This window comes from Bradyrhizobium sp. in8p8 (assembly GCF_000426845.1).
Lineage (GTDB): Bacteria > Pseudomonadota > Alphaproteobacteria > Rhizobiales > Xanthobacteraceae > Bradyrhizobium > Bradyrhizobium japonicum_C.
Map to the genome: position 1 here is coordinate 29609 of NZ_AUGD01000013.1, position 12411 is coordinate 42019.

General features: G+C 60.1%; 13 protein-coding genes. 6 read left to right on the forward strand and 7 right to left on the reverse strand.

From position 1 onward, the window contains the following. Positions 1 to 85: 85 nt before the first annotated feature. The 4 genes from wecB (at position 86) to K408_RS0128185 (ending at position 5579) form a co-directional block, all read left to right on the forward strand. A complete protein-coding gene (gene wecB, locus K408_RS38915) occupies positions 86 to 1348 on the forward strand; it encodes a non-hydrolyzing UDP-N-acetylglucosamine 2-epimerase (protein WP_210164263.1) in 1263 nt (420 codons plus the stop codon). 3 nt (positions 1349 to 1351) lie between these two features. Then, positions 1352 to 2845, forward strand: a complete 1494-nt coding sequence (locus K408_RS38920) for a glycosyl transferase family protein (RefSeq protein ID WP_051160713.1) — start codon at positions 1352 to 1354, stop codon at positions 2843 to 2845. Between the two features lie 1045 nt (positions 2846 to 3890). Then, a complete protein-coding gene (locus K408_RS38925; protein ID WP_245265918.1) occupies positions 3891 to 5111 on the forward strand; it encodes a polysaccharide biosynthesis/export family protein in 1221 nt (406 codons plus the stop codon). Positions 5112 to 5321: 210 nt separating this feature from the next. Then, complete coding sequence (locus tag K408_RS0128185; RefSeq protein ID WP_024341590.1) at positions 5322 to 5579, forward strand: hypothetical protein; 258 nt, start codon at positions 5322 to 5324, stop codon at positions 5577 to 5579. A 45-nt stretch (positions 5580 to 5624) separates the two neighbouring features. On the opposite strand, the gene K408_RS0128190 is transcribed toward K408_RS0128185, so the two are convergent. Both K408_RS0128190 and K408_RS41315 read right to left on the reverse strand, forming a co-directional pair. Beyond that, a complete protein-coding gene (locus K408_RS0128190; protein ID WP_024341591.1) occupies positions 5625 to 6053 on the reverse strand; it encodes a hypothetical protein in 429 nt (142 codons plus the stop codon). A gap of 62 nt (positions 6054 to 6115) precedes the next feature. Further along, a complete protein-coding gene (locus K408_RS41315) occupies positions 6116 to 6376 on the reverse strand; it encodes a hypothetical protein (protein WP_024341592.1) in 261 nt (86 codons plus the stop codon). Positions 6377 to 6743: 367 nt separating this feature from the next. Here K408_RS41315 and K408_RS0128200 point away from each other — a divergent pair, with 367 nt between their 5' ends. Then, positions 6744 to 6923 carry a hypothetical protein gene (locus tag K408_RS0128200; protein ID WP_024341593.1) on the forward strand — a complete coding sequence of 60 codons (180 nt, stop codon included), beginning with the start codon at positions 6744 to 6746 and terminating at the stop codon, positions 6921 to 6923. Positions 6924 to 7211: 288 nt separating this feature from the next. Then, the gene (locus tag K408_RS0128205; protein WP_024341594.1) at positions 7212 to 7577 is read left to right on the forward strand and encodes a VanZ family protein; all 366 of its coding nucleotides are present in this window, start codon (positions 7212 to 7214) and stop codon (positions 7575 to 7577) included. A gap of 69 nt (positions 7578 to 7646) precedes the next feature. Here the strand turns inward: K408_RS0128205 and K408_RS0128210 are convergent, their stop codons facing one another. From K408_RS0128210 to K408_RS0128230, 5 genes are all read right to left on the reverse strand, one after another. Further along, on the reverse strand, positions 7647 to 7922 hold the full coding sequence (locus K408_RS0128210; RefSeq protein ID WP_024341595.1) for a hypothetical protein: 276 nt from the start codon (positions 7920 to 7922) through the stop codon (positions 7647 to 7649). A 124-nt stretch (positions 7923 to 8046) separates the two neighbouring features. After that, positions 8047 to 8499 (reverse strand): hypothetical protein, encoded by a 453-nt coding sequence (locus tag K408_RS0128215; RefSeq protein ID WP_024341596.1) that lies wholly within the window; start codon positions 8497 to 8499, stop codon positions 8047 to 8049. Positions 8500 to 8648: 149 nt separating this feature from the next. Continuing rightward, on the reverse strand, positions 8649 to 10376 hold the full coding sequence (locus K408_RS0128220; RefSeq protein ID WP_024341597.1) for a hypothetical protein: 1728 nt from the start codon (positions 10374 to 10376) through the stop codon (positions 8649 to 8651). A gap of 5 nt (positions 10377 to 10381) precedes the next feature. Then, positions 10382 to 11473 carry a protein-glutamate methylesterase/protein-glutamine glutaminase gene (locus tag K408_RS0128225; RefSeq protein WP_024341598.1) on the reverse strand — a complete coding sequence of 364 codons (1092 nt, stop codon included), beginning with the start codon at positions 11471 to 11473 and terminating at the stop codon, positions 10382 to 10384. Between the two features lie 17 nt (positions 11474 to 11490). Then, positions 11491 to 12345 carry a CheR family methyltransferase gene (locus tag K408_RS0128230; RefSeq protein ID WP_024341599.1) on the reverse strand — a complete coding sequence of 285 codons (855 nt, stop codon included), beginning with the start codon at positions 12343 to 12345 and terminating at the stop codon, positions 11491 to 11493. Positions 12346 to 12411: the final 66 nt, after the last annotated feature.

The following is a 12411-nucleotide window of genomic DNA, read 5'->3' on the forward strand; positions in this document are numbered from 1 at the left end:
TTACCCTGTATTGTCAATGCTTTGGATTTTGTACAGGATAACGGAAACATCATTTGTCTGGCAGCAGGGCTCCGTCTAGGCTGCATTGCTGATTACCAACAAGTTAGTTTGGCCTTTGCGCGGCACGCCGACCGCACTGGCGCGTCGATTTAGGGCTTCGGACATGCATCACCCTCATCGCGACGAGTTCTCGCGTTCTATTCCTATTCGAGCTTTTCTCATCGTCATCGGGACCCGTCCGGAAGTCATCAAGCTCGCCCCGCTCGTCCGGCGCCTCCGTGGTACCGGCTGGGCGAGCGTCAAGATCGTGACGAGTGGTCAACAGAGCGATCTTCTTGATCAGACACTGGTCGAACTCGGCCTTGCAGCGGACATCGCCATCCGGCATCGCGGGGCGCCTCATGGCCCCGCGCAGACCGCAAGCCGTCTTCTCGGCAGGCTGGACCGCATTCTCGAAAATGAACGGCCGGATTGCGTCATCGCGCAGGGCGACACGACCACGGCATACGCGGCCTCAGTTGCCGCATTTTACCGGAAGATCCCATTCGTTCACATCGAAGCCGGCCTGCGAACGCCAGAACTCGATGCACCCTTCCCCGAAGAATTTCATCGTCGGGCCATCGCCGTTTCAACCGCTCTCCATTTTGCCCCGACGACAGCCGCGGCTCAAAACCTGATCCGCGAAAACGTGCCGAAAGACAAAGTCTTTGTGTCTGGCAATACGGTCATTGACTCGTTGCTGGAAATTGCCGCCACAAAGCTCCCCCCTCCGCCGGAATTTCAGGCGCGGCGCACTATTCTGTTGACTGCACACCGCAGGGAGAATTTCGGCGCGAGGTTGCGTGACGCTCTCACCGCGGTGAGAGCTTTTGTCGATCTCACGCCGGACGTTGGCGTCTACTTCCCCGTCCACCCCAATCCGAACGCTCGCGAGGCGGCCGAGGTCCTCACCGGGCATCCGAGAATCCATCTCGTGGAGCCCCTGAACTATCGCGCCATGGTCGCAGCGATTCAGAATGCCTGGTGCGTGGTGACGGACAGCGGGGGATTGCAGGAAGAGGCTCCGGCGCTGGCCAAACCGGTCCTTGTCCTCCGGGATGTAACCGAGCGCCCGGAGGCAGTCGCGTCCGGCGTTGTGAAGCTTGTGGGAACCTCCCGTGAGGCCGTCTTCAAGTCGCTTTACGAGCTTCACAAAACGCCGGCAGAATACGCGAGGATGGCGCGCCCTGTTTTTCCTTACGGCGACGGGCACGCCAGCCGCCGAATCGTGGATGTCCTCTACCGCCATTTTGTGACCGACCGAGACTCGAACCCAGCAATGATCGCTCCACTTCAGCATGCATCCTGACCAATGGCCAATCTGACCGCCTACCTTCCCGGCTATCTTTACTCGGTTGAGATTATGATGCTTGTTGCAGGCGTCATCATTGCCGTATCCAGCTTCGACGATCTCGTGGTCGATATCCTGTACTGGACCGGCAGATTGTTCGGCACGGCAAGAACCAGAGACCTGCCGGACGTCGAAATTCTGGAGCAGCTGCCGGAGCGGCCAATTGCGATCATGATTCCGTGCTGGAAGGAGCACGACGTGATCTTCTCGATGTTGTCTTCAAACTCTCGGCTCCTTCGCTATCGACAGGCCCACTATTTCGTCGGCGTCTATCTCAACGATCCCCAGACCCAGGACGAAATACGAAAAGCGCAAGGCTTGTATCCGAACATACATATGGTCTTGGTGCCTCGTGACGGACCGACCAGTAAGGCTGACTGCCTGAACCAGATCGTCTCGGACATTTTCACGTTCGAAGCGGAGCAATCAATTCGCTTTGCGGGCGTCGTCATGCACGATTCCGAGGATCTTATTCATCCGCTCGAACTGAAGCTCTTCAACCAACTCGTCGAACTCTACGACTTCGTTCAGCTGCCGGTCTATTCATTCTCGCGTCCCATTCTGTCTCTGATCGGCGGAATCTACATGGATGAGTTCGCGGAGATGCACACAAAGGATCTCGAGGTCCGCCAACGCATCTCCGGCGTCATTCCTTGCGCTGGGGTCTCCGCCTGCTTCAGCCGTGAAGCGATGCTTCATCTCGTTGACCAGAACCATGGCGAAGCGTTCCGCGTTGCATCCTTCACCGAAGACTACGACATCGCCTTTCGCGTGTCCGAGCTTGGCTTCAAGTCCGCCTTCATTGCCTATCCCGCGAAGTACGCCATCGACATTGACATCGACACAGGCAATCCGGGTGTCCTCCACCGGACTCTTCCGATCGCGACACGCGAGTTCTTTCCTTCCGGACTGGAGGCCGCCTATCGGCAGCGTGCACGATGGCTGCTTGGAATTGTCTTTCAGGGAACTGAAGAGATCGGATGGAAGGGGAAGCTCGGTACGAAGTACTTTCTCGCCCGCGACCGAAAAGGCGTCATTACCAGTCCAGCCATCATGCTCGCTTATTTTTCAATGGCAAATCTCGTTTTGTTTGAGGTGCTCCGCTCCTATCTCGATCCCACCATGACACTGTCTTACACCCTGTTGTCTTCTGATTGGACAAGAACACTGTTCTGGTGGACTTTCGGATTTCTCGTCTGGCGCCTGCTAAATCGAATGATCTTTACAGGCATGATCTACAACATGCGCCACGCATTCATGTCGGCGCCGCGGCTCATTGTCGGAAACTTCGTGAATTTTTTCGCTACTTGGCGAGCCGTTCGTATCTATGTGGGCCACCGCATTTCCGGGAAGCCACTCGTGTGGGATAAGACGTCGCACTCTTATCCCGTTCAGATTGGCGAGTTGGAGCTTCCTAGTGAGAGTGCTCAAGTGTCCGGCGCGAGTGTATCCTAGCTATATCGGACAAGAGGACCGCCGGCCGGAAGTGCGCGCGGGTAGCTCCGCTCGCGAGGTCCGAGGACAAGCCGCCAAATAGAGCGCAAGGCAATCATGCCGACGCAGAGCCCGATCGCTGCGAGCTGCAGCTCAGGGTGAAGCACTACTGCGACGAGCACGGCCCAACCTAGCGCGATTGCGCACATGTCAGCGAACTGCGGGCAACGGGGACTAGTGGTCGGAGCGACCAGCCCCTGATCAAGCGCCGAGGCAATCGCCGCAAGCCCATCGACGGCATCCCGTGCGGGGGGGGCGGCGAACTCGGTCGAAAATCTATAGCTCGAAGTAGACATTAACACCCCCGTCGTCAGCCTCTGGCGGGCTACATTGGGGCTTTTGACATCTGAGCTCTTTCGTGCGGCTCAAACCAAACAATCGAGTTTTAACGACCTCAAGGATTTCGCGCCGGGGTCAAACGCTTCCGCCGGAAGGGATAACCATTGCCTAACGCCGCACCTCCATTCCGACTCGTCCGGAGAATACTAAGATCAATAAATGCCGAACCCGCTGGCGCGTTCCGCGGGTATGTTCAATTTTTCACAACTTCGTTCAACAGCGTGAAGGAACTGCTCTCCAGGCACGTCACCTCTTCGAGGTAAGGGGCCAATGACTTGGCCTGCGCTCTCAAGTTGCGCCTACATGGACTGCAACCAACGGCCCCAGCCAGTGCACCTATCTATGCTGCCTCACCTAACTTGCGCTGACGCGAGAGTTCCATCGCTGCACCGTGCCTCGCTGTGTGGTACGAATGTCCCAGCATAATGACAGCAGCGCTTTGCAGTGCGCGGCCACGACCGTGTCTCAAAGATGTCGGTAGTGCGGCGCACGAGCTGATTGTGGCAAGAAAGCAAACGCGTTGCTCAATCCGGCATCACATGCGAGGCGGTTTGCGTTGCACGAAGGCCACAAAGCTCCAAGTTTATTTCGATAAAACTCGATGAGAGTGACTTCGCGCGAGGATGATTGCTACGGTCGAGCGCAGTAAGCGACGCGTGAGGTCATAGTGGTCACCGAGACAACAAAATCATCGATCCCGATCAGCATTCATTTCGCGGCCCTGATCTTGGTCCCTGTGATGACAACCGGCTGTGCGGGCTTCATTCCGATGGACGCCCCTAACTCTGCTGCCGTTCACGAGAATGCTGCGATCGTGACGGAACCATCCGCGCCACTTCCCTACATTTTGATGCCGATCAACCCAGCCATTCTCAATGCCTCAAACGCGATCACCAACGCGGCCGGCATGTCCTTCGCTTCAATACCGGGAGGACACTATCGTGAAGCACCTGTCAGCGTGGGCGATATTCTGACTGTCACCGTGTTTGAGGCACAAGCGGGTGGCCTTTTCATTCCGGGCGAAGCCGGCGTCAGGGCTGGCAATTTTGTCGACATACCGCGGCAACAGGTCGATCAATCTGGCAGCATCAACATTCCCTATGCTGGCTCAATCAAGGTTGCAGGTCAGACCCCCCGCGCCGTGGGCAACATCATCCGCGAGCGGCTCAAGGAGCGCGCGATCGATCCGCAAGTCGTGGTCGCCGTTGCCGAGCAACGCGGCAATCAAGTCAGCGTCTTGGGAGAGGTCAACTCACCTTCTCGCTTCCCAATCGATCCGGGAGGGCTACATCTGCTTGCAGCCATCGCAAGGGCTGGCGGCCCCAAGTTCCCGGACTATGAGGTCACTGTAACTCTAAAGCGCAGGAACCGGACCTACACGCAATACGTCTCGAGCGTTGTCCAGCGGCCTTCGGAAGACGTATTGCTGTCTCCGGGCGACGTCGTCTTCCTGACAAGGGTACCGCGAGTGTTTATGGCGTTTGGTTCCACCCCGACTCCAGGTTCGATCGGTGGCACCAACAACCGTCGTTTCACGTTTGAGAATGCCGAGATGTCGCTCGCGGAGGCCTTGGCCAAGGCTGGCGGTCTAGACGGTAGTCGCGCCAATTCAAGATCGGTCTTTCTTTACCGGTTTGAGCCTAAGCGGCTGTTGGAGAGCGTTGGCCTCGATGTGGCTGGATTTCCGACCGTACAGGTCCCTGCAGTGTACAAGTTCGATATGAGCAAGCCGGACGGCTGGTTCCAAGCAGATTCATTTAGAATGCGGGACCATGACGTCATCTCTGTTGCCGAGTCCCCGTCGACTGAGTTCATCAAGCTCATGAATCCGTTGGATGCAGCGACGACCAACGCGGCCAATATAAACGCCATCGTGACCTCGAGGTAACGCGTGCACAAATTGAGTACCGCGGCGGCTCTCCGAGGACGTGCGCCGCGGCTCAATCGATACAGTGGATGGAAATGCTGGTTGTCTAGGCATGTCTAACAATGGATCGCCGTCCCGAAGACGCGTTATGGAGAAGTTGAAGTATCGGCTTCAGCCAATGTTATCGCGTGCAACCTAGACTGATGGGGCTATTTCTGGAGTCCCTGAGTCATGCTGTTGATTGTGGGTAGTGTAGTCACCGGGCTCGCCCTCGGTCTGCGATATCGAGTATTTGTTCTCTTGCCGGCCATTCTAGCTGGCGCGTTCGCAATCTGCGCCATCTCCCCGGAGCCACTTTGGCAGATGTGGACTTCAGTCCTCACCTTCGCCGTCGTAGTGCAGATAAGCTACGTCGGTGGCGCGCTCGCGAAGCTCGGCACCCAGGGCGGAGTTGTCGCACAGATTCCGAGTCAGCTTCGGCAATCGTGATGATCGGGCAAGCCTCTGGGCGCTCGACCGCCGGCTCGCCTAGGCTTACTGACTATTGATGTCACCGCCGCACGGCCGAGACCGATAGTCCGGGAAGCGGCTCTGCATCGCGGCCTTTATGAACCTGAAGTGAGCAATCGCCGCCCCCAACTCCCTTAGCCGCTTCTGGCCGTTGACGATTTCTGCGTCGAACAGATCCTGATGATGGCTATCCAGCGGTTCGCGATGCAAATACTCGTCGTCCCCATTCCCAAGCGTGACGGCGGCCCGTGCGAGAACGTCATCGACTCTGCGGCCTAGCCCTGCTCGCTCGCGTTCAGCGGCTTGAAGGGCATCCTCGATGGCAGCCATGATAGCTCCCACACGGTGTTGATCTGTTTCGACATCCCGGTCGGCCGAGCGGACACGAAATTCGGACACTCCAACACGCCGAAGGAAATTCTGGCCGCGGGCTCTCAGGAACAACTGGAACATGGTCGTCATTTCTTTAGAGGTCAGCGTCCGGAGAACATCGCTCTTCTGTGGTTAACGAAGATTTAACGGGCGCAAACAGGCCCGTTGGCTATCCAGTTCTGCCAGGCGCTCTCATGCTTATCGTAGAGCGCCGACCATCTCTGTCCAACCAGACCGAAGGAAGCAACGGCAGCTTCTTCCACGAAGCATGCGCTGAGGTCGGCATGAGCCCGATCCAGGCCTTCGAATTCTCGTGTCTCCTCGATCGTCAAGCCAATCAAAACTCGCTGGCCTGCCGCATCGACAAAATACCTTCGAGGAGCCGCGTTGCTTGGAGCAATCATGCTGAATCCTATGGGTCCGCCCCAGCTTAGCCAATGGGGCCGATTTCAGGGATAGCATCCGCAACTACCGGCCGCCGTCAATCTCCGCAACTCCAATGTCGCAGCAACGTTAAAGCGCCGGACCGAAGCAAGCTGAGCGTAAGCTGCCGGAAATTCGCCGCGCGCGTTTATGTCCTACGAGCTTCGCTCAGTAACGTTGAGGAGTTAGCTTAATATCCGTTGTTTGTTGCGATGTTCTCGGAAACTTTTATCCATCTCAGCATCGGGCTTCCCCAGGCCCGACCCCACCCAAGCAAAGCCGTCGGGCGAACACGGGCCTGTTTGGCGGCTTTGTCTTGGTACGTCGTATAATAGGATCATTGCAGAGATGGCGCGCAAGCCCTGGTCATTCAAAGAGGACCGCCGGCTCATGGAACTGGCCAAGTCTTCAACCACACTGGAGAATGCTGCAAAGCAGCTTGGGCGGTCGCCGGACGCGATCAAGCGCATGGCGCTGCGACTCGGTCTTTCGCTCAAGTCGAGAGAAGCTGGCACAAAGAAGGGCTAGCCAACATATCGAGCATGCCCGGCTGATCTCTACGTCTGCCTTCCAAGCTCGTCGCTTCGTTCTACCCAGCCCTTGTCGCTCGGATTGCATCATATCGGCGTATGCTGCTGGCCAAGGATTCATCGCCAAGCCTATGGCCGAAGCCCATCAACGAGACGCATCAGTACAACTGAACCCGACTCTGCGGACAACGCCCATCGACGCGTGTACGAGCGCGCCGGTGTCAGGTCTTTAAGGATATTTTCGCCTTTCGCGGCGGCGAGGCGGTTGACCGACTATGTTGGCGCGATGCGCCGCAACCACCTCCTCGCCGCAGCGGGCGTCTGCTCCGCACTCATCGCCTACGCAGTTCTTGCTCGCCTTGCAGGAAGACCAGTACTGGTGGGTCACGCCGTAGCTTATTGGGTCATTGTCATAGAGCGCATTAGCGTTTATGGCCTGCTAGGTGTCCTGTTTTCCTTCCTGCTTCCCGGACGAACGGCCGTAGCTTGCAGCCTCGTGATATCTGTTGCTATCGGGCTTGAGCTTGCACAGTTACTGATCCCTGATGGCGTTCATGCGTTCACGGACGTGCTGCAGAAGACGGCCGGCGGAATCATGGGTGTCCTGGTCGCTCAGACAATCCTGTCGTTCCTGCCCAGGCCGCCGGCCTGACCCAACGGCAGACCGGAACGGGGCATTGCATTTCGCAAGTAGAGGGGCTGCAAACCACAAGCTAGCAGCCTAGCGCCAGACGGCAATTCTCCGCGTCCGAAGCCCGGTCGACATTTGTTGATGTGTCTCGCGCAGTGCCGCGATTGCAACGTCAAGTTCGGAGTCCGATTCGCGAATTGTCTCCAAGAACCGGGCGATCAACACTGCGTTCAACTTGACTCGGGTATTCCCATCACGGCTCCGGCGACGATCGAGCAGCAGGTGCTGCGCTTCGATCCTGGCCTCGTCAGCACTAAAGCCGCAAAGTGCTCCGAGTTCCTGATATGTCATCCAGATCTGAGGCATATTTCCTATCCGCCCACTGTTGTGGCCTCAAGCTAACTTTCACCTCTAAAGACCCAGTTGCCGCAGTGCAGTTGCGCTCCGTTTTCGCGACAACAGCGTCAACACGAACCTAAGATGCCGCCGTTCATGATACCGGCGTCTTTGGAGCCACAAACGCATGCCGCCCGCGCGAACGGCCGTCGAGCCTCTTGGGCAGCTTGTCGGCCTTGAGCTTCACCACCGCGCTTCGGGCGTCGATAGCGGCCGGAGCGTCTTCCTGGCTGTAGATCAGCGTCGCCTCGAAATTCACGCCGGGCGCTTGGCGGGCCGTGCCCGAACAGGTCGCCATCGCGCCGGTATACACGCCGGAGAGCTCGACCTCGACCTCGTCGAGCCCGAACACCGTCGGCGGTCCCTCGGCATGCCGCCGCGTGGTCAGAACAGCCGTGAAGCGCCGGTCATCATCGAATTGATAGGAGCCGTCATAGGTGAAGAAGCTGTCACTGCCGGAGATGCGGCCCTCGGCCAGGTTCACGATACCGGTGCCCTGCGCTTGCGCGGTCCTGAACCACGCCGCGTATTTGCCCTCTTTCAGCATGGAAACATCCACCCATGGAATTCATGCGTATCTGCAACGAAGTGTGAGGCGCAACAATGACCGAGACGGCGAGCATTCCGCCACGGTTAACGCCCTGCAAAACCAATCGATCAAAATTTCTGCGGCGCACGAGACGGCGCGCAGGGACTTCAAAACAGCTCTATGCCGTCGTCATCCGTTTCCGCGACTTCGACACGGCGCGTGGTGGCGACCGACGTCAGCCCGAGCGTTTGCAGAAACCGCCGGTGGACGTCCCGCTCGCGCTCCATCGTGTAGCGCGCAAACAGCTCGTCGAGCATCGCTTCGTCTTGCGCTTGCGGCTGCGGCTTCTGCGCGCCCGAACTCGCGGTCTCGAGCCGCGCCGCGGCCGCCGGCAACGCCGCGGAGCCTTCGCCGAGCGTCGTCATCAGATTTTGCGCCGACGTGATCAGCCCCTCGAATTCCGCCCCTTCATTGACGAGCCGGCCCATCAGCCTGCCGAGCCGCTCATTGCCGGCCTCGACCTCACGCAGCGCCTGGAGGATCTGCGGTTCGAGCTTGACGAGCTGCGTGGTATCGCCCTGCACGCGGAGCACCTTCAATTCCCCGGCCGATCGCTCGATGGCGTCGAGCACGGGCCTCAGGCGCCCCGCTCCCGCCGAGACCTGGTCGGCGGTGGCCTTGAGCTCGTTCGCAATAACCACGAAGGCGCTGCCGCGGCTGCCGAGATGACTTGCTTTGAGGCCCGCATTCATTCCGATCAGCGTGATGTCGACGGTCGCCTCGGCGAGCCCTGCGATCGCCTGACGAAACTTCATCAGCGTATCCTCGACGATCGCGAGCGCCTCGTCGACCGAGCGGCCGGCGCCCTCGCAGGTCGTGATCAGGTTCGAGGCGTGCGCCAGCGTCTGCTTGATGCGCGCCAGGAACGACGACGAACCGCCGTCCTCGCCGCCGATCAGCGTGCGGCCGTGGCCGACCACGCTGCGCGCATCGTGCAGGATGGCGGTCAGCGCGCGAACGATCTGGCCGATGTCGCCGCTGAACTCGCGTTGAGCATCCCTGAGCTGGGCCGCCTGCAACTGACAGATCGCGCGCGCGCCGTCCTCGCTCGCCATCGGTCCGGGAACCAGGCTCGGGACGGATGGCGAGGCGAGACCGAGACCGTATGAGACGTGCTCGAGACGCTGGCGTGTGCTGTCGCCGGCCTGCAGGGAGATGATCGCGCTGCCCACCGCCTCGGCGATCTTCCTGGTGCTGGAGCTGGCGAGATCGGCCAGATGGCCGCTGTTGCTGCGCTGATCGCGCAACCCGGAGTAGGCGGAGCCGAGCTCGACGCTCTCCGCCGCCAGTTGATTCCGGTAGCGGCTATCGAAGTCCCGCTGCCGGCCGAATGCGGTGGCGACCGCTTCGGACAGGCGCTGCTGATCCCGCGCGCAGCCCTCGATCGCGCCCTGCACGGCCTTGCCGAGATCGTAGGCCTCCTGCGTGAAGGCGAGAAAGCCCTCGCGGTCGCCGTCGAGCGCAGCGGCTTCGATCCGCGCGCTGCGGGCGATGATGGTGATCATCTGGATGTGCTTGAACAGCGGCTTGAGCAAAGCGGACGCCTCCGCCGTGCTCTTGCCGATCGTCTCCAGCAGGGCGGTCTCCGCCGGCAGCGCCTGCGCGAGCTCGCCGAGCTGCGCGGCGATCTCCTGCAGCGCGGTCGCGGCCCCCTCGATCTCCGCTCCGGAGAGTTCCGAGGAAAGCGCCGCGAGGCCCTGGTTCAGCTCCTTGAAGATAAGATGCCCGCGTCCAAGCTCGTGACCTACGCGCGCGAACACGTCCTCGACGCGCGAGGAGACGTCCTCGATCGCGACGATGGCCTCGGTGAGCGTGCTGGCCGGAATCACGGACATCGCGGTCAACCTGCCACCACGGGCTGCCCGGCCTGATACCAGAGCATGATTTCGCGCGGGATCTGGTGCAGCGAGACGACCTTCTCGACGCCGCCATGGGCGATGGCTTCCTTGGGCATGCCGAACACCACGGAGCTCTCTTCATCCTGCGCCCGGGTCGAGGCGCCAAGCTTGCGCATCTCCAGCATTCCGCGCGCGCCGTCATCGCCCATGCCGGTCATGATCACGCCGAGCGCGTTGGCGCCTGCATGCTGGGCCGCCGAGCGGAACAGCACGTCGACCGACGGGCGATGCCGCGATACCGGCGGGCCGTCCTTGATTGCGATCTGGTAGCGCACGCCGATGCGCTGGAGCAGCATGTGCCGGGCACCGGGCGCGATATAGGCGCAGCCCGGCAAAACCGGCTCGCCGTCCTCGGCCTCCTTGACCCTGATCTGGCAGACACTGTCCAGACGCCTGGCAAAGGCCGCGGTGAAGCCTGCCGGCATGTGCTGGACGATCACGATCGGCGGACAGTGGGCCGGCAGCATTTCAAGGACGTCATTGAGCGCTTCGGTTCCGCCGGTCGAGGCGCCGATGCACACGATGCGTTCCGTCGTCGGACGGACCTTGCCCTGCACCGGCGGAGGGATGATGGCATCGGCCGTCAGTTTCTTCTCGATCTCCCGGCGCGCGGCACGCGGACGCACCCGGGCTCGGGCTGCCGACTTCACGGCCTCTCGCAGCCGTGTGGAGCATTCGAGCAGTGCCTGCCGCGTGTCGATCTTCGGCTTCGGAACGATATCGACCGCACCCGCTTCGAACGCCTCGAACATGACGCTCGATCCCTCCTCCGTGAGCGAGGAGCAGATGATCACCGGAATCGGCCGCTGCGCCATGATCTTGCGCAGGAAGGTCATGCCGTCCATGCGCGGCATCTCGAGGTCGAGAATGATGACGTCGGGCAGCTCCTTCTCGAGCCGCTTGGCGGCAACGAACGGGTCGGATGCCGTGGCCATCACTTCGATCTCGGGATCCTCACTCAGGATCGTCAGCAGGATTTGGCGCACCGACGCCGAATCGTCCACGATCAGTACGCGAACTTTCTCCTTCGGCATTTGGGGCGGCGCTCCGATCAAACCTGGAAGATGGTGGGCTGGACCTGCTTCAGACCCGGCACCGCGCTGTGAATCATCGATTCCGAGTGCCCGACCAGCAGATAGCCGCCCGGACGCAAATGGCTGCACAATTGCTCGACGACCTTGCGCTGAGTCTCGCGCTCGAAATAGATCAGGACGTTGCGGCAGAAGATGATATCGACATCGCGATCGACGGGATAGGACTTGTCCATGAGGTTCATCCTCATGAAATGCGTCATGCGCCGCAATTCCGGCACCACCCGCACCTCACCGCTGACCTTGTTCCGCGACGACAGGAAATAGCGCTTCACGAAAGGCTCCGGCACCGGAGCGAGCACGTCGCGGGTGTAGATCGCGGTCTTGGCGAGGCGCAGCACCGCCGTCGAGATGTCCGTCCCGAGGATGCGATACTGAAAGCGCAAGCCGTTCCGCGTCATGTCGTCCAACACCATCGCGGCCGTGTAGGCTTCCATTCCGGTAGAACTCGCCGAGCTCCAGACCTTCAGATTCGCGTTCTTCCGTCCATGCGACTTGAGCAAGGCGGGGACCGCGACATCCCGCAAGAAGGTGAAATGCTGGGGCTCGCGGAAGAAGTCGGTCTTGTTGGTCGTTACTACATCGATGAGATGCGTAAGCTCGGTGTCAAAATGATCGCCCTCGAACAGGCTCTCGACGTATTCATTGAGGTCGGAGAAGTTCAATGCGCGCACGCGCTTGTGCAGCCGCCCCTCCAGCATCAGCCGCTTGCCCTGCGGCAGCTTGATGCCGACCTGCCCCTCGATGAGTTCGGCGATGGTCCGGAAGTGGCGGTCGGACAGATGCACGGCGGTATCTTGGATGGCGGGCATCATGAACGATGGCCCAAGTCCGGAAGGGCAGCCTGCACTGAATGTCGGGCCATAAGGGCCATCTTGATC